The 18,462-nt window shown below is 42.4% G+C and carries 15 protein-coding genes; 10 read left to right on the top strand and 5 right to left on the bottom strand.

Translation table 11 applies throughout. From position 1 onward, the window contains the following. The first annotated feature begins 121 nt into the window (after positions 1-121). From ACFQZJ_RS18085 to ACFQZJ_RS18095, 3 genes are all read left to right on the top strand, one after another. Positions 122-2,152, top strand: a complete 2,031-nt coding sequence (locus ACFQZJ_RS18085) for a transketolase family protein (RefSeq protein ID WP_379936361.1) — start codon at positions 122-124, stop codon at positions 2,150-2,152. Positions 2,153-2,176: 24 nt separating this feature from the next. Beyond that, positions 2,177-2,830, top strand: a complete 654-nt coding sequence (fsa, locus tag ACFQZJ_RS18090; RefSeq protein WP_379936362.1) for a fructose-6-phosphate aldolase — start codon at positions 2,177-2,179, stop codon at positions 2,828-2,830. Positions 2,831-3,190: 360 nt separating this feature from the next. Then, positions 3,191-4,789, top strand: a complete 1,599-nt coding sequence (locus tag ACFQZJ_RS18095; RefSeq protein ID WP_379936363.1) for a sulfatase family protein — start codon at positions 3,191-3,193, stop codon at positions 4,787-4,789. A 92-nt stretch (positions 4,790-4,881) separates the two neighbouring features. Here the strand turns inward: ACFQZJ_RS18095 and ACFQZJ_RS18100 are convergent, their stop codons facing one another. Then, positions 4,882-6,216, bottom strand: coding sequence for a GntP family permease (locus ACFQZJ_RS18100; protein WP_379936364.1), 1,335 nt, complete (start codon positions 6,214-6,216; stop codon positions 4,882-4,884). A gap of 294 nt (positions 6,217-6,510) precedes the next feature. On the opposite strand from ACFQZJ_RS18100, the gene ACFQZJ_RS18105 reads away from it, so the two are divergent. From ACFQZJ_RS18105 to ACFQZJ_RS18120, 4 genes are all read left to right on the top strand, one after another. Then, positions 6,511-6,762 (top strand): type II toxin-antitoxin system ParD family antitoxin, encoded by a 252-nt coding sequence (locus ACFQZJ_RS18105; protein ID WP_379936365.1) that lies wholly within the window; start codon positions 6,511-6,513, stop codon positions 6,760-6,762. After that, the gene (locus tag ACFQZJ_RS18110) at positions 6,755-7,054 is read left to right on the top strand and encodes a type II toxin-antitoxin system RelE/ParE family toxin (RefSeq protein ID WP_379936366.1); all 300 of its coding nucleotides are present in this window, start codon (positions 6,755-6,757) and stop codon (positions 7,052-7,054) included. The genes ACFQZJ_RS18105 and ACFQZJ_RS18110 overlap by 8 nt, the downstream gene beginning before the upstream one ends. 698 nt (positions 7,055-7,752) lie before the next feature. Beyond that, a complete protein-coding gene (locus ACFQZJ_RS18115) occupies positions 7,753-8,001 on the top strand; it encodes a hypothetical protein (protein WP_379936368.1) in 249 nt (82 codons plus the stop codon). Positions 8,002-8,227: 226 nt separating this feature from the next. Beyond that, a complete protein-coding gene (locus ACFQZJ_RS18120; protein ID WP_379936370.1) occupies positions 8,228-8,500 on the top strand; it encodes a hypothetical protein in 273 nt (90 codons plus the stop codon). Positions 8,501-8,638: 138 nt separating this feature from the next. On the opposite strand, the gene ACFQZJ_RS18125 is transcribed toward ACFQZJ_RS18120, so the two are convergent. The 3 genes from ACFQZJ_RS18125 to ACFQZJ_RS18135 all read right to left on the bottom strand — a co-directional run bounded on the left by ACFQZJ_RS18125 (position 8,639) and on the right by ACFQZJ_RS18135 (position 13,732). Next, positions 8,639-10,258, bottom strand: a complete 1,620-nt coding sequence (locus ACFQZJ_RS18125; protein WP_379936371.1) for an alanine/glycine:cation symporter family protein — start codon at positions 10,256-10,258, stop codon at positions 8,639-8,641. A 115-nt stretch (positions 10,259-10,373) separates the two neighbouring features. Further along, complete coding sequence (locus ACFQZJ_RS18130) at positions 10,374-11,477, bottom strand: hypothetical protein (protein WP_379936373.1); 1,104 nt, start codon at positions 11,475-11,477, stop codon at positions 10,374-10,376. 104 nt (positions 11,478-11,581) lie between these two features. Further along, complete coding sequence (locus ACFQZJ_RS18135) at positions 11,582-13,732, bottom strand: thioredoxin domain-containing protein (protein WP_379936375.1); 2,151 nt, start codon at positions 13,730-13,732, stop codon at positions 11,582-11,584. A 148-nt stretch (positions 13,733-13,880) separates the two neighbouring features. On the opposite strand from ACFQZJ_RS18135, the gene ACFQZJ_RS18140 reads away from it, so the two are divergent. From ACFQZJ_RS18140 to trxB, 3 genes are all read left to right on the top strand, one after another. After that, positions 13,881-15,458: an arylsulfatase gene (locus tag ACFQZJ_RS18140; protein WP_379936376.1), complete on the top strand. Its 1,578-nt coding sequence runs from the start codon at positions 13,881-13,883 to the stop codon at positions 15,456-15,458. 24 nt (positions 15,459-15,482) lie between these two features. Then, a complete protein-coding gene (locus ACFQZJ_RS18145) occupies positions 15,483-16,610 on the top strand; it encodes a formylglycine-generating enzyme family protein (RefSeq protein WP_379936377.1) in 1,128 nt (375 codons plus the stop codon). A gap of 113 nt (positions 16,611-16,723) precedes the next feature. Then, entirely contained in the window at positions 16,724-17,707 is a 984-nt protein-coding gene (gene trxB / locus ACFQZJ_RS18150) for a thioredoxin-disulfide reductase (RefSeq protein ID WP_379936378.1), read from the top strand. A gap of 194 nt (positions 17,708-17,901) precedes the next feature. Here the strand turns inward: trxB and ACFQZJ_RS18155 are convergent, their stop codons facing one another. Next, complete coding sequence (locus tag ACFQZJ_RS18155; RefSeq protein ID WP_379936380.1) at positions 17,902-18,354, bottom strand: hypothetical protein; 453 nt, start codon at positions 18,352-18,354, stop codon at positions 17,902-17,904. Positions 18,355-18,462: the final 108 nt, after the last annotated feature.

Below are 18,462 nucleotides of genomic sequence, written 5' to 3' on the forward strand. Positions count from 1 at the left end.
TCCCGTTGTCTTATTTCAAATTCAATTATATTTTTAATAGCATGATAATTCCGGTATCTTTGACGGTAATTTTGCCATTAGTAATTGATATAACCCTACTAACACGTAACCATAAGTACAAATGAACAAGGAATTAGACCAATTAGCAGCCGATAATATTAGGGCATTAGCCATCTCAATGGTAGAAAAAGCAAGTTCCGGACACCCTGGTGGTCCCATGGGAGGTGCTGATTATATGCATATTCTGTATTCGGAGTTTTTCAACTTTGACCCTTCGGATATGGAATGGCCTTTTCGCGACCGTTTCTTTATGGATGCCGGACATTTGTCCTCACTCATGTACGCTCAGTATTACCTATTGGGAAATTATAAAAAGGACGATATTGCCAATTTTAGGCAGTGGGGTTCCATTACTCCAGGACATCCGGAGGTCGACGTGGCAAGGGGAATAGAAAATACCTCTGGGCCTTTAGGGCAAGGACATACCATGGGTGTTGGTGCTGCCATCGCGGCCAAGTTTCTCCAAGCACGTTTTGGCGATTGGATGAACCATAAAATATATGGCTTTATCTCCGATGGAGGGGTACAAGAAGAAATTTCGCAAGGTGCTGGTAGAATAGCCGGACATTTAGGTTTGAACAATTTTATCATGTTCTACGATTCCAACGATGTGCAGCTGTCCTCTAAAACGGATGAAGTAACGTCCGAGGATACGGCGAAAAAATATGAAGCCTGGGGATGGAAAGTGGTGACCATTGACGGGCATGATCACGAACAAATAAGAAAGGCGCTTAAAGATGCGAACGCCGAAACGGAAAAGCCTACCCTGATCATTGGTGAGACCATTATGGGCAAAGGCTGTGTTACCGCAGATGGTTCCATGTACGAAGGCTATACGGAACTTCACGGAAAACCCATTGGTGATACGGGTGCGGATTATGACAAGACTATGCAAAATCTGGGTGCCGATGTTGCAAAACCCTTTGATATCTATGAAAAGGTGGAAGCGTTTTATGCCGATATTATAGAAAACAAAACAAAGTCAGCGGCAAAAAAGAAGGAAGAAATAAATGCCTGGAGGAAAGCGAATGCAGCACTTGCCGCCAAACTGGATACCTACCTTTCCGGGGATTTGCCCGACTTGGATTTTGGTTCCATCGCCCAAAAAGAAGGGCTCGCGACACGCGCTGCTTCTTCTGCCGTCCTGGGCTATTTGGCCGAAAACGTAGAGAACATGATCGTTTCTTCCGCGGATCTGTCCAATAGCGATAAAACGGACGGTTTTTTAAAGAAAACAACGATACTTAAAAAGGGCGATTTTTCAGGGGCATTCTTGCAGTCCGGGGTGGCCGAACTGACCATGGCGACCATAGCGAACGGAATTGCACTCCACGGAGGTATCATTCCGGTTGTTGCTACCTTCTTTGTCTTTTCGGACTATATGAAGCCTGCCATACGTTTGAGTTGTATACAAGAACTGCCTGTTAAATATGTGTGGACGCATGATGCCTTTAGGGTAGGAGAGGACGGACCTACGCACCAACCGATAGAACAAGAAGCGCAAATTCGTTTATTGGAAAAATTGAAGAACCACAGTCACGAACAAAGTTTTGTGGCCTTGAGACCTGCAGATTCCATGGAAACCAACGTGGCCTGGAAAATGGCCATGGAGAATACCAAGACACCAACCGGACTCATACTTTCCAGACAGGGCATCAAAGACGTACCGGCGCAAAACGGAAATAGATATACCGAAGCCTTGGGTGCCGAAAAGGGTGGCTACTTGGTTAAGGAAGTCGCTAATGCGGATGTCGTATTGATTGCCAACGGCTCTGAGGTGTCTACCCTGGTAGAAGCAGCGGAACTCTTGGAAAGCAAAAAAGGGCTTAAAGTAAACATTGCTTCCATTCCTTCCGAAGGTATCTTTAGACAGCAATCCAGAGAATACCAAGAGTCCATTATTCCCGCTAATAAGCCTATTTTTGGACTTACAGCTGGCCTGCCAATTAATTTGGAAAGCTTGGCGGGACCCAATGGAAAAGTATTCGGTTTGGAGCATTTTGGCTACTCGGCCCCGGCAAAGGTACTGGACGAGAAATTCGGATTTACCGGAGCGCAGGTATTTGACCAAGTAGTCGACTTTTTAAAATAACGATTTAATTTAAAAACAGAAGAGATGAAATTTTTTATCGATACAGCAAATTTAGCCGATATACAAGAAGCTCAGGATATGGGTGTTTTGGACGGGGTAACTACCAATCCGTCTTTAATGGCCAAAGAGGGCATAACGGGAACGGATAATATTTTGGCGCATTACAAGAAGATATGTGATGTAGCTTCCGGACACGTGAGCGCCGAGGTTATTTCTACGGATTTTGAAGGTATGGTCGCCGAAGGGGAAAAACTGGCGGCATTGAACCCACAGATCGTAGTAAAACTGCCCATGATCGCCGACGGGGTAAAAGCCTGCAAGTATTTTTCCGATAAAGGGATTAAAACGAATGTAACCTTGGTATTCTCTGCGGGTCAGGCTTTATTGGCCGCAAAGGCGGGAGCAACCTACGTGTCTCCGTTTATTGGACGATTGGACGATATTTCTACAGATGGTCTAGGCCTTATCGCCGATATCCGTTTGATATACGACAATTACGGCTTTGAAACGGAAATATTGGCCGCATCCGTTCGTCACGTTATGCATATTATCGACTGTGCAAAGATTGGTGCCGATGTAATGACCGGACCGCTTTCCGCTATCAAAGGATTGTTAAAGCACCCTCTGACCGATAGTGGTTTGGCCAAGTTTTTAGAAGATTACAAGAAGGGGAATTAAGTATTTAATTGTCTTGAGATATAAAAAATGCACCTCGATCGAGGTGTATTTTTGTTTTTAACCGCCACCATGGTTGGACCCTAAAAAATAGAAGATCGGTAACTACATATTTATATTTTAACAGTATATCTAATTTATAATCAAACTATTAAAGTTTGTATGAATGTCGGTTAGAGCGCTCCCGAAATTTCGGAAGAGAATCACTGATGTCTTTAATTGGGCTTCGACTGCGCTGGGCCTGACCGTTATTTTGTGAATTCGGGTTGAAATAGGTAACTATCTACCGACCTCTAAAAAAATAGTATATTTTGACTATCTTTTGTCACAAATAATAGCAACGTTCAATTGCTTATGGTCAGTATGAAATACATTCTTCTTCATGTTTTCGTAATTTTTATGGGCTTTTCTGCCCGGGCACAACAAGAGCGCCCCAATATCCTATTTGTCGTTCTAGACGATGCAGGAACGGATATGGGTGCCTATGGCAGTTCTTACGTGAACACCCCAGCTTTTGATGAGATAGCGAAAGCGGGATTACTCTTCAACAAAGCCTATACACCAAATGCCAAATGCGCACCATCCAGAGCGGCTATTTTAACGGGTCGCAATTCTTGGCAGTTGGATGCCGCGGTGAACCATTTGGCCTATTTTCCCACAAAATTCAAGACCTTTCCCGAAGTTTTGGCCGCACATGGGTATGCGGTGGGATATACCGGAAAAGGCTGGGGACCGGGTATCGCGGAGACGGAGGACAACCGACCGCGGTATTTAACCGGTAAAGGCTATAATGAACTTACGTTGACACCTCCTACGGCGGCCATATCCAGTAACGACTACGCTGGTAATTTCAATATGTTTTTAGATGAGGTAGATGGCACCCGCCCGTGGAGCTTTTGGGTAGGCTCTTTAGAACCGCATCGGGGCTACGAATTTAATTCCGGGGTCAGTTTGGGTAATAAGAAGCCCGAAATGATAACCGATTTCCCAAATTATTGGCCAGATACCGAAGTTGTGCGCAAAGACCTATTGGACTATGCGTACGAAATAGAGTATATGGACCGGCAGGTGAAGTTGATTTTGGATATGTTGAAGGATAAAAAGATGATGGAGAACACGCTTATTGTCTACACCTCCGATCACGGAATGCCTTTTCCTAGGGTCAAGGGGAACCAGTACGAAACCTCCAATCACATTCCGCTGGCCATATCTTGGGGCAATAAAATTGTTGCGAGGGGTAGTGTAATCAACGATTTTATAAGTTTTATCGATATAGCGCCTACTATATTGGAAGCGGCCAATATTCCATGGGCCAAGAGCGAAATGCAGCCCTTTACCGGCAAAAGTCTATTCGAATATTTTACTAGTGATGCGAACAACTTGAACAAAGGTCGAAACTTTGTGCTCGTTGGTAAGGAAAGACACGATACGGGCAGACCAAACGATGTTGGGTATCCCATTCGAGGCGTTTATAAAGATTCCATGCTGTACCTAAAAAACTACGAACCGCAGCGCTGGCCCTCCGGAAATCCGGAAACAGGATATTTGAATACCGATGGTAGTCCCACAAAAACCCTGCTTTTAAACCAGAGACGTAGTGGGGAGAATTATGATTTTTGGAAAATGAATTTTGGTAAGCGCCCCACAGAAGAGCTTTACAACCTGCTCCAAGATCCGTTTTGTGTAGAAAATTTGGCGAATGATATGGATTGGCTTGCCACAAAGACCTATTTACAAAGCTTTATGGAAGCCAAATTAAAGGAGCAGGGCGACTGGCGCGTCAGCGGATATGGATTTTTGTACGAGCAATTTCCAATGACCAATGGCAATGGATTTTATGATGCCTTTTTTAAGGGGGTTAAACCGAACACCGGTTGGGTTTCCGACAGCGATTTTGAAGGATTTTTCATTACCGACGATGGTAAAAATGATGGGCCGGTAAGCATACCGGGAGACCAATAGGCTATAATCATTTGGGTTTAGTACGATTTTAAATATCCTTGTAACGGCTATGCTCTTGTAAAGCTTCCAATTTGGAAGCAGGAGTTACTACCCTAGGCAAAAAGCGAAATACAAAAAACGACCAAGGCAGCAAAGACGCCAACGAGCAGCGCGCCTCGGGTATATAGTTTATAGCCCGTTTTTACGTTCATTCCCGTAAGCTGCGTTACCACCCAAAACGAGCTGTCGTTCGCGTGCGGAACAACCAAGCCACCCGCGCCAATGGCAATAACGACCAAGGCTTTTAGCATTTCGGAATCAAAGCCCAAGCCGGACATTAATGGCGCCATGATGGAGGCCGTGGTAATCAACGCCACGGTAGAGGAACCCTGTGCCGTTTTAATGGCCGCACTTAACAGAAAAGGAAGCCAGATGCCGATTAGAACACCATCGAACAGTAGCGCCATACTATCACCGATGCCAGAGTTTTGAAGAATTTTCCCAAAAATTCCACCTGCACCCGTAATCAGCAAGATGGTGGATGCACTTTTCAAAGCCTTTCCTGTCCACCCGGCCTCGGAAAGCATGGCGATATCAAACTTTTTGGGTAGGGTAAAGGCTAGCAATACACCAATAATCAAGGCTATTAAGGGCGAGCCTATAAATGAAATGAGTTGGATGACAAACCCATCTTTGGCATCTTCAGGAATGTTGAATAAAATCATCGACTTGCTGATAATGAGTAGGATAGGCACCACTATTGGTAGGAAAGATGTAAAGGTGCTGGGCGCTGTTTTTGTTTTTTCGATAATGTCCTCTTCCGTCAAATCCGGGTTGGGGTCTATATAGGTCTTACTGGCCACTTTTTTGGCAAATACAATCGCAACGATCAGGGAAAGGAGACTTACCACAATCCCTAGAAGCATCACCAGTCCAATATCGGCATCCAAAATACCGGCCGCTGCAATGGGTCCTGGTGTTGGTGGCACCATAACGTGCGTGAGCATCAAGCCAAGAATTAAGGCAATACTAGTGCCCGCAATGGATAATCCAGCTTTTTTGGACAATGATTTGTTTAGGGGATTCAGGATGATAAAACCACTATCGGCAAAAACAGGGATGGAAACGATGTACCCCAAAATTCCCATAGCGGCATGCACGTTCTTTTTTCCGATAATACGAAGTACAGATTCCGCCATTTTATAGGCGGCACCGGTCTGTTCCAAGAACGCTCCTATAAGCACCCCAAGTAAAATGACGAGGCCTATTTTCCCGAGCGTATCCCCAAATCCCGATTCTATGGAAGTGATCAATACATCTAAAGGCATACCCGTGGTAAGACCATAAAATAACGAGGCCACAAGCAGTGCCAAAAAGGGATGTATATGCAGTTTGGCCGTGAGCAGTACAATGATCAATACGCTTAAGAGCAATAGAACTAATAGCATAGGAATGAAGATGAGATTTACGTAAACATAATAGCACCTGTAGTGAATTAAACTACTCTAGTGTTCTTAAAAGTACGCTTTTCAGCGAAATCTGATGGAATAGTTGCCTTTTTAACTTAAACCATAGAGGTGTTTTTCGTTTACGGTAATGCTAATCTTGAATCTCATCTTCTTATTGTTCAGCGGTAAAAAGGGTTGTTTTGTTGTGTATTTATTATACCTAAATGGCGTGTAATTTGAGAAAAATTTTGATATTATACCAATTTTTGGTATTATTGAACAAATGTATATCAAATGAGCAAAAACACATCAATATCGCTAGGGGATTATTTTGACCAGTTCGTTCAAAACCGAATAAGCGAAGGTAGATTTAAAAACGTTAGTGAAGTTATTCGTGCTGGACTAAGACTTTTAGAAGAAGAAGAAAGTAAAGTGATTGCTTTAAAAAACGCAATACAAGATGGTATCGATAGCGGAATTGCTCACGATTTTGACCCGAAAAAACATTTAGAATCTTTGAAAGCCAAAAAGCACTCGAATGGCTGATTATAAATTGACCAATAAAGCTGTCGAGGATTTATCGAAGATTTGGGATTACACATTTGAGGTTTGGTCTGAAAAACAGGCTGACAAATATTACGATGAACTGATTTTTAATTGTGAGGAAATTGCGGAAAACCCAGATTTAGGAAAAAAATATCAAGGAATATCAAAGCAACTTCTCGGAGTTAAAGCGAACCTACACATTATATTCTACAGAATCTTGGATGAAACTTATGTGGAAATCACGAGAATACTACACGAAAGAATGGATTTAAAGAAAAGAATAACCCAATAAAAACTGCACTCTATAAGTAATTGTTTGTTCTCGCCTATTTTGGAAATTCCGCAGGAATTTCCAACTTGGTGTATACTTGCAAATTTAAGTGCAAACCCAAACAACTACACTTAGCAGAATCGTTGTGCAACATTCCATACATAAAGCAACTGTATTAATTTCTTAAGCTAACGAGTCAAATTTTGTGTAGGAAAATTATACTAAATTTAACCGTTAGTCAGAATTTTTTTAAAAATACTTTTTATTTTAACCCTATTAATATCTCTTTCATGTAAAGAAGATATGGACAAGAACGCTATTGTTAAAGAACAAGTCATTAAAGCAGAGAATATTCAAGTATTCAATTTAAATCCTGATTTATACAAATCACAAGGTTTTACATCTAGTTATGATATATTCTTGAGAGTTACGGATAAAGGAATTCAATTCGAACCAACTGAATGAAACTCAAAAGCAACATTTGTATATGTAACAGATAATAAAAAGAACAATGAAGACGGTAAGTTACGATTTGATTATAACGGAAAATTTATGCGTTCTTCTTCCCCCAATTCGGCAGTCAACGATATCTATGAATGTACTTTAAAAGCACATTTAGATACAATCAATAAAATATGTGATGTAACGATGATTTTGGATGTTGACAGTTTTAATATTTCAAATGAAATATGAATAATAATTAATGAAAACTTACCCAAATGACAAATAAAAATCCTTTTAAAAATCAAGAATTTGATGATAAGATTAATACCGTGAAAAACGTGATAAAAAATTATTTGGAGGAAAATAAATTTGAATTGAAAGAGTTGTCTTATGATGAATTAATACAATGGCATGACTTTTCCTTAAAAGGACCAAAGATAATTTATCCCAGCGAAAAGTGTCCAGATGAAATAAAGCACATAGTTCAGGAATTTATCAACAAGGAATTTAATAATGTGGAATAAAAAGTATGGCAATAATAGCTATACTCAATGCGGGCGTAAGTACCCAAACCAATGGACTGGGATTCCCAACGTATATCGCAAAATCTTTTGAATTTTGCTTTTGCGCGGGACAAAATCAAACCAAAAGAAAAAAAATGCTATTGCGCGGGGAAAAGTAATTTCCCGCAGTCTCGCACTGAGCGTGCGGTGCCTTTAGCAAGTATAAAAGAATAGAACTGTAATTTTAATGAAATCAGAAAACACTATTGATAGTTCAAATAATGCTGAGTTAATATTTGAATGTGCAAAGGAAATTGTTGCAGTAGCAATAGAATATATTGGAGAAATCGAATTTGAAGACTTCAATTCAGAACTAAATATTGCCATTGGTAAAGCACAAGATTTTATAAAACGGACGGAATGGTATTGTGGACTGAAAAACGAAAATCAATTAAAAGCTATGAAAATTTTTGAAGAAAGTATGAAAACACTTTTGGATGAAAATCTTGATTCTGAATAGCAGTAATTAAATATTATAAATCAAAAATTGATAATTCTAAGCTTAATAGTGCAGCATTCCTCTTTAGGAAGGCTAAAATACAATATTTTAGGAGTTTTAATTACAGCCCTACTTCTTTTACGCTAACCATTAATCACTTCAAGACTTTAAACGAATCAAATTCAAATATTTGGTCAACTCCTGTTTCACTTTAGGGAACAAAAAGAAGAGTCCGATCATATTCGGGAAAACCAAGGCCAAGAGCATGGCCTCGGAAAATTTGATGACCGCATCTAAGGTTACTGCGGCACCCAAGATCGTAAATAATAGAAATACAATCTTAAAGGTTAGATCACTTGTTTTACTTCTGCCAAACAAAAACTTCCAAGCTTGTAGTCCGTAGAATGACCATGAAAGTATAGTAGAGAAGGCGAATAGGATTACTGCGATGACCAAGGCATACGAGGAACCGGGTATAGCGGTATCAAAAGCTCTGGACGTTATGTTTACGCCACCCAATCGAGTCCCGTCGTCCATCAATGCGAGTCCGTTTACCACATCCCCATAGATAAAAGCGCCGTTTTCATTGAACATGATAATCACCAAGGCCGTCATGGTACAAATGATAACGGTATCTATAAAAGGTTCCAATAACCCTACCAAGCCTTCGGATGCCGCAAAGCGGGTGTTTACTGCGGAATGTGCTATGGCTGCAGAACCAACACCTGCCTCATTGGAAAAAGCTGCCCTTCTGAATCCTTGAATCATCACACCAATAAAACCACCCGTTATGGTTGCTCTGGGGGTAAATGCCTCTTTAAAAATAAGGGCGAAAGCATCATCGATATAACTGTAGTTGGAAATAATGATGAATAGTGCCGCACTAATGTAAAGCACAGCCATAAAGGGCACTACTTTTTCGGTAACCTTGGCAATTCTTTTGATACCCCCAATAATGACAATCCCTACAAAAACTGCAAAAATCATTCCTATGATACTTCCCATGCCGGAACCTTCCAAAGCAAAACGTTCTATGATCTGGGCCGCGGCTTGGTTGGTCTGAAAAGCGTTTCCTCCACCAAACGAGGCACCTACACACAATATGGCGAATACCGTAGCCAGTACTTTTCCAAAATGTTTGTAGCCCATTTCGCCTAATCCACGGGATAAATAATACATGGGACCGCCATATACATTGCCTTGTGCGTCTATATCCCTATATTTTACGCCCAATGTACATTCTACGAATTTGGAGGACATACCCAAGAGTCCGGCAACGATCATCCAAAAGGTAGCCCCTGGGCCACCAAACGAGATGGCCACGGCTACCATGGCAATATTACCCAAGCCAACGGTTCCTGAAACCGCCGTGGTAAGGGCCTGAAAATGGTTGACTTCCCCAAAGTGACCTTCATCTTTTATAGTGCCTTTTATGTCTTTTGTTGCTTTTAATTTTTGGTCATGGCTAACTTCTCCTGTTTTTTCCAGCTCATCGTAGGTACCTCGCACCACTTGTACGGCCGTGGAAAAATGTCTGAGATTAACGAAACCAAAATAGATGGTAAAGAACAGCGCTCCTGAAAGCAGAAAAATGAGCACAATAGGAATTCCTGTTCCTGCAATGGGTATTTCGGTGAAGATTAGATTTTCCCACCATCTGGCGATGGGCATAAAAGCATCGTTTACCTGTTGGTCCAAACCTTTTGACTGCGCTGTGGCTAGGCTAGGGGATAGAACTACTAGAATGTTTGGTAATAGGTACTTGGTATTGGCAGTCATCTGTTTGTTTTGACCGCAAAATGGTATTCCTCTTGAAAATTGAGGGGAAACGTCAGAAAAAATATTGAAATGTCAGTAGTTGTGCTACTGACAAATGCCAGGAGTTCCCCTTTCTTTACAGGGAAATATTCTCCGGTGGAATAGCCAAACGAATTTTGCGCTCTCTTTTTTCCGACACTTCAAAAAGTAGGTTTTTTAACGGTTTGTAGTGTTGCTCTTGGGTCCAATTCCCCTTCCCGAAGAGTCCGTCTAAAACACCGGTCAACAGTCGCTTGATTTCATTGTAATCGTTAATGTCATATTGCTTGTTGCCGGAATCAAAGTTCTTGGGCCTGATTTCCAACCAGCTATCAGCATCCTTCTTTTTTTGCCTTGCAAATGATAGAAATAAATTATAAACATTTGGAGTAAGGTGTAATTCTCTTTCCGACTTCCCCGGTATACCCAAAACATGAACACATCTTTTTAGTTTGGGGTTTTTATTGAACTGTATTTTGAAGTTTCCTACGCCTGGCAAAATGTTCTCTGAAAGTTCCTTTACCCAACTTAATGCCAAGGCGAAGAACAGCATAATAAGACAGCTTTTAAAGATGGCTGAGAAGAGATTGAGATTTACGGGTGCATCGCTCAGCTTGTAAAATTGTGCCACGAGCGTTATGGCGATGCATACCAACGAAAGCCAAGCGAGCAAACGCAATCTACGCTTTGCAAAGGACTCCCATAGTACTAGACCCAAAAAAACCAAGGTGAGCAAAGCATAATAGACGTCCAGTTCGCTTATGACAGCAATGGGCCTGCCCGAAAACATCTTACTTATGGTAGGAAGCAGGGAAAAAAGAAAAGGCAAACCAACGATTACACGCCAGTATTTGGATTTTATTAATGGTGCAATGGATTTGGGTAAAAAGCGAAACCAGGGCAAAGCCAACAAAATAAATAGACTATTTAACAGGGAGAGAACACTCCGCCAGCCCTCAAGCAAGAACATGTTCGGTACTTCCTGTTGATAGAAGTACACTTGGAGTATGCCGGAAATACTCCAACAAAGCACGGACAAGGCAAGCCATACCTGACCAAAATCGTTTTGTTTTTTTCCAATATGCCACCAAATGGCGAATAGGGATAGAAAGGCGAACATACATACCGCAAACTGCCACCAACCGTAAAATGTTAGTATTTCTGTGTTTTGAAGGGTGTTTGCCAAAAGCGAAAGCGTCATAGATAGTACATGTGCTAGTCAAATATAGTTAAATGATGGCTGCTATAAAGCTATCGGAAATTCAACATGGTTTAACTGAATGACCGTCACCTCAATCCAAGCCATCAAAACCTAGGGGTGTTAGTTGGGGTGCGCTTCTTGTTCCCCCCAAAAAGTGCTATCGCTTCGTTCACCGTTTTCACGGGTAGCTTGCAGGTATGGTCCCTACACACGTAAATAAACGTGCCTTCATCGGTATATCTGCCCTCAAATAAGGCGAGCTCACTCTCTACCGAACTACCTACCAATAAGGTATTGGGCACATATTGGTTGCTCATGGCCGCCAATAGGGATTTGGCATCTTTTCCAACGATGGCCACTTCGTAAAACGGATAAGTGCTCTGCAGCAGCAGACTGTTCCATTTCGCATACGAATAGGGGTTTTCCTTGGTAACCGGCACCATGGAAGACAGCATGGTCTTTGCTTTTTTCATGGCTTCCTTATCATAGTAAATATGCCCTAACAGCAATAGGTTTTGCGCCATAATAGCATTGGGGGAGGGGAGTACGCCATCATCTGTTTTTATGATTTGGGCAATGAGTTCGTTTCCTTGGTTGTACCTATACATGCCCGAAGCGGGATCTTTAAATTTTTCTTGTGCTGTTTTGGTCAGGTCTTCGGCTAACTTTAGGTAGTCGGGATTTAAGGAAACGCTGTACAGGTTCAGGGCCGCATTGGCCAAGAGACTATAATCTTCTAGAAAGGCCGGGATATGCTTACTGTCCTCTTTATAGGAATGTCCCAGTTCCCCATTGTAGTAACCATTGGTTTTCAGGCTTTTTAGAATATTCTTGGCGGTTTCCAAGTAAGCCTCGGTCCCCAAGGCCTCGTAGGCGTCTACATAGCCATTGATGACCAGGGCGTTCCAGGAAATCAGTATTTTATCATCGGTACGGGGGCGTATTCGTTTATCCCGTGCTTGTAGAAGTTTTTCGTGCCATGTCGCCTTTAATGCTGACAGCTGGGCCGCGCTTAGGCCGTGATCGGTTATAAATTGGGAATCGGCCACCGTGGAATGCAGCACGTAGGTGTCGTCCTCCCAAGCATTTGCTTTTTGAATATTGTAATAGGCGGAAAACACTTCAAAATCAGTGGTTAGAACTTCTTTTAGTTCCGCTTCGTTCCACACATAGAATTTTCCTTCTTTTCCCTCACTTTGCGCATCCAGTGCAGCATAGTAGGCACCATCCGGACTTTTCATTTCCCGTTCTAAAAAGCGAATCGTGCCTTGTACGATGTCCTTATAACGCTCTTTTCGGAATACTTTGTAGGCCTTTGCGTACAAACTCAGCATTTGGCCATTGTCATATAACATTTTTTCAAAATGGGGTACTTTCCATTCCGTATCCGTACTGTACCTATAAAAACCTCCGGCCACATGGTCATAGATTCCGCCCATGGCCATTTTGTCCAACGATAGTTCTACCTGTTGCAGTACTTCGGAATCATCTGTAAGCAGGGCATAATCCAAAAGGAAATCAAGATTAACGGGCAGCATGAATTTTTCCATGCTTTTTTCCCCGCCCCAAACCGTATCCCAATTCGGTTTCCAGTTGGTCAAACTTTCGGTCAGGGCTTCTTGGGTCAAATTTTCAAAATCCGTAGCAGGGGAGATCAGGTTTACTTCTTGGATGCCTTCCGCCACCATATCCGAGTATTCTTCCGCTTTTGCCGGGTCTTCGTTGTACAGTTTGCTTATTTCCGTAAGCACCTGACCCCACTGTTCCTTGGTGTGGTAGGTGCCGCCATATAAGGGTTTTCCGTTGGGCAGGGTAATAACGTTCAAGGGCCAGCCACCATTTCCTTGCATCAATTGCACGGCGGTCATGTATATTTGGTCCACATCGGGGCGTTCTTCTCGATCTACCTTGATATTGATAAAATTTTCGTTCATTATTTTAGCGATGGAATCGTTGGCAAAGGTTTCTTCTTCCATCACATGGCACCAATGGCAAGAGGAATATCCGATACTCACCAGGACCAGCTTTTTCTTTTCCTTGGCTTCGTCCAATGCAGCCTGACTCCATGGGCGCCAATCTACCGGATTGTGGGCGTGTTGCAGCAAGTAGGGACTTGTTTCATTGATCAATGCGTTCGTATATGGATGTTCCTCAGTACTATTTTGACTAGCTTCCTTACAGGAGGCAAGTAGTACTAACGCGCTTAGTACTGACACAAATGGGAATAATACGCTTCTAGTTAATGAAAAATTCATAGCAATGGTGTTCTGTTCGTATCAAGCAATACTACTTTTTAGTTTTGTACGTGTGATTCTGAAAAAATAAAAAAACTAAAATACACCTTTTAGAAAATAGCACAACCGTTTTTCCTGATAATTACTACCTTTTAACCCTAAACCGATTATGATGCATGCGTTGAAACACTTATTGCTATTACCGACTTTAATTGCTATGGCTTCCTGTGGGGAAAAAGAAGCTGCCCCATCCGATACCGAACCCACCAAACCCAACATCATTTATATTTTGGCCGATGATCTTGGCTATGGGGAATTGGGGGTTTTTGGTCAGGAAAAGATAGAAACACCACATATTGATGCTTTGGCCAAACAGGGCATGTTGTTTACCCAGCATTATACCAGTGCCCCGGTGTGCGCTCCCGCTAGATATATGTTTTTAACCGGAAAACATTCCGGCAACGCCTATATTCGCGGGAATCACGAATGGCGCGAACGTGGCAATGTCTGGGATTATAGGGAGATGGCAAAAGACTCTACCTTGGAAGGACAACACCCCATGCCCAAGGAGACCGTAACCTTGGCCCACCGTTTGCAAAAAGTAGGATATACAACAGGTTTGGTAGGTAAATGGGGCTTGGGCGCACCGCATACCTATTCGGTTCCCAACGAAATGGGTTTCGATTTTTTCTACGGGTATAACGGCCAGCGACAGGCGCATACCTATTATCCTTTGCATTTGTACAAGAATAAAAACCGCGTTCACCTACAAAATGATACCATTGCCCCACATACCGCTTTTCCGATGGAATTGGATTCCTTGGACCCCAGGAGTTATGCGCAATTTACCCAACCCGAGTATGCTCCGGATTTGATGTTTAAAGAAATTGCAAGCTTCGTATCCGCCCAAGAGCATAAGCCTTTCTTTCTGTATTGGGCCACTCCAATTCCCCACGTGGCGATACAAGCACCGCAACGGTGGGTAGACTATTATGTGGATAAGTTTGGGGATGAAGCACCATACTTGGCCACCAAAAAAGGCTATTTTCCGCATAGGTATCCAAGGGCAGGCTATGCGGCCATGATTTCTTACTTGGATGAAAATGTGGGTAAATTGGTGCAACAGCTTAAAGACCAAGGTATTTATGAGAATACCTTGATTGTTTTCACCTCGGATAACGGTCCGTCTTTTAATGGAGGTGCAGATCCGGAGTGGTTCAACAGTGCAGGAGAATTCCAAGAGGGTTTTGGAAAGGGTAAGGGCTTTGTGTACGAAGGGGGAATTCGTGTCCCTACTTTTTTTACCTGGCCTGCAAGAGTAAAACCGGGGTCGGAAAGCGATCATCTGTCCGTGCATTACGATATGTTGGCGACCTTTGGGGAAATTACCGGTTACGATGTTCCTAAAGATACCGATGGCATCAGTTTGCTGCCGACTTTACTTGGACTGGAAAATCAACAAAAGCACGAATTTTTATACTGGGAATTTCCCGAGTACGGCGGACAAGTGGCCATTCGCATGGGCGATTGGAAAGTGGTGCGTCAGCATTTAAAATCAAAGGAACAACCTACTTTGGAACTTTATGATATGGCCAATGACCCCACGGAAACAAGAAATGTTGCCAAAGAGCACCCGGAGATACTTGAAAAAGCAGCAATAATTTTTCAACAGGAACACAGCAAACCAGGGTTGGAACGCTTTCAGATTCCGTTATTGGAAGAGGGATTATTGGGCGAAAGGGAGTAAATTTGAATGGAAAGTACAAAAACGATGAAGTTGAATTACAATTTGAAGATAATATATAGTATTGGTCTTTTAATCCTAATATCTTCCTGTAAGAGCGAGGTAAAAAAGGCGGAAAAGCAAATAGAAAAACCCACAGTAGTGTTAGAAAAAGAAGATAAGCCACTTTTGGTTGGTCCACCAGAAAATAGTACTGCACCGGAAGGCATGGTCTGGGTACCGGGAGGTGTCTTTCTGCAAGGTGCCGTGCCACAGGATAAAATGGCTATGGAGCACGAAAAACCGGCCATAAAAGTAGCTGTAGACGGATTCTATATGGATGTTACCGAGGTAACCAACGCCCAATTCGCCCAATTTGTAAAAGAAACGGGATACATTACTACGGCCGAACGGGAAATAGACTGGGAGGAAATGAAAAAACAGGTACCTGAAGGTACACCAAAACCCCATGATTCCATTTTACAACCGGGATCCTTGACCTTTAAAAAAACTAAAAGTTCTGTCCCTAATCTGTATGATTTTTCGCAATGGTGGAAATGGACCATTGGTGCCAGTTGGAAACATCCCAACGGCCCTGACAGTGATATTAAAGGAAAGGAAAATTACCCTGTGGTGCAAGTAACCTACGAAGATGCCATGGCGTATTGCGAGTGGGCGGGAAGAAGGCTCCCAACAGAGGCCGAATGGGAACTGGCCGCTAGAGCGGGCTCCCAGGGCAGTACCTACTTTTGGGGGGACGAAGCGTCCGCTCTAAGTAAAAACGCGAATACCTGGGAAGGGGAATTTCCCGTTGCAAACACAAAAGTGGATGGGTACGAACTGCGTGCACCTGTAAAATCCTATCCGGCCAATGCCTACGGATTATATGACATGGCCGGAAATGTGTGGGAATGGACCAGCGACTGGTACAATACCAACTACTATAAGGAAATCGCGCCAACAAAAACAACCTTACGTAATCCTCAAGGAGCAGCACGGCCTTTTACGGCCAATAACCCCTATGCCAAGGAGAAAATAATAAAAGGAGGTTCCTTTTTATGTAGTGCATCGTATTGCGCTAGTTACCGTGTATCTGCCAAAATGGGTTCCAGTACCGATTCGTCATTGGAGCATACCGGTTTTAGGACGGTTGCATCGGTAGCTATGATCAAGTGATAGCACGCTTTGTATATTTAACAACCTGCATCAAAACTTTTAACAACTTCATTGTAAGTTTTTAGACCAAAAACCTACTTTTGTATATATAAACCGATTGAAAAGCAAAGCACATGTCTGAAACGATAGAACGACTAAAAACATTGATCATAGGTTCAGGACCTGCAGGATATACTGCGGCTATTTATGCGGCACGGGCCGACTTAAAACCCGTTATGTATACAGGGATGGAGCCGGGAGGGCAACTGACGACTACAACGGAAGTAGATAATTTTCCTGGATATCCAGAGGGAATCGATGGTCCAACCATGATGGTGCAGCTACAACAGCAAGCAGAACGTTTTGGTACGGAGGTACGTATAGGTATGGTTACGGCTTGTGAGTTGAGTACCGAAGTGGGCGGCATCCATAAGGTTACGGTAGACAGTGGGAAGACCATAGAGGCCGAAACCGTAATTATTTCTACAGGTGCCACGGCCAAGTATTTGGGTATTCCTAGTGAACAAAGACTTAGAGGAGGTGGTGTTTCTGCTTGTGCGGTATGTGACGGTTTTTTCTATAAAGGTCAAGATGTAGCCATTGTCGGAGCTGGAGACACCGCTGCCGAGGAAGCATCCTATCTTGCCAATATCTGTAATAAGGTAACCATGTTGGTAAGAAAAGACCACATGAGAGCTTCAAAAGCCATGCAGCACCGTGTGAACAGCCTAAAGAATATAGAGGTTAGATATAACACGGAAGTAGACGAGGTGCTTGGAGACCAAGTGGTAGAAGGTTTGCGAATGGTGAACAACAAGACCGGTAAAAAAGAGGATATTGAAATTACAGGTCTATTTATTGCCATTGGGCACAAACCCAATACCGATATCTTTAAAGGTCAGTTGGATATGGATGAAACCGGGTACTTAATTACCGAGGGAAAATCTACCAAAACGAACTTACCAGGTGTTTTTGCCTCTGGTGATGCACAGGATAAAGAGTACCGCCAAGCGGTAACCGCTGCCGGAACCGGCTGTATGGCCGCATTGGATGCCGAGCGCTATTTGGCTTCCATAGGTTCTGTTGAAGAAGCGGTCGCGGATAATTATAATCTGTAACTATTTTACGGAAAGCGTTTTAAAAAAATGCGGCCTTTTGGCCGCATTTTTTATGGTAGGCGGTCAGTTAATATAAAATAAAAGGTCTATTTTTTTGAATTTAACATCATCCCCCGTATTTTTTCAAGCATCAAGCATCAAGCATCAAGCATCAAGCATCAAGCATCAAGCATCAAGCATCAAGCATCAAGCATCTAATCTATCCTTTGGTAATTTTCTGAATACGAACGGTTTCCTTCGGCGTCCTTTGTAATTTGACTATAGGTGTCTTTATCCAGCAGGAGTTCAAATTCAAATACCTGCACCGTATCAATTACTTGCATCATTGCCGCTGAACCGAACTCCAACTGCTCCTTTAATATATTCTCGGTATTTGAGTAGGAGCCATAACCGAACCATTCTGCGGGATCGTCCGGGGAGTAACGTGTCCACATCACTTTTCCCTTACTGTAAATTTTGATCTGTCTGTATCCGTTGATATTCTGTAAGGTATCCGATACACCGTTTTCATCGTAGTTGTACCGGTTAATAAGTTCCCAAGTTCCTTCCAACGAAGTATTTGTTGCCGTCTGTAGCTTAGCCGAGGTCATACTGGTTATTGAAACCACTAATAACATCAAGAAAGCCAATCCAAGTAGTTTTTTCATGGCGTAGTATTTTAACGATTAATAATATGTTAAAAATTACAAAAAATAATTCACATATCCTTACTATTTATTTTAAAAAATTAGGTAAATTATATTTGTTGTATGTAT

It is taken from the genome of Maribacter chungangensis (assembly GCF_042676845.1).
GTDB classification, from domain to species: domain Bacteria; phylum Bacteroidota; class Bacteroidia; order Flavobacteriales; family Flavobacteriaceae; genus Maribacter; species Maribacter chungangensis.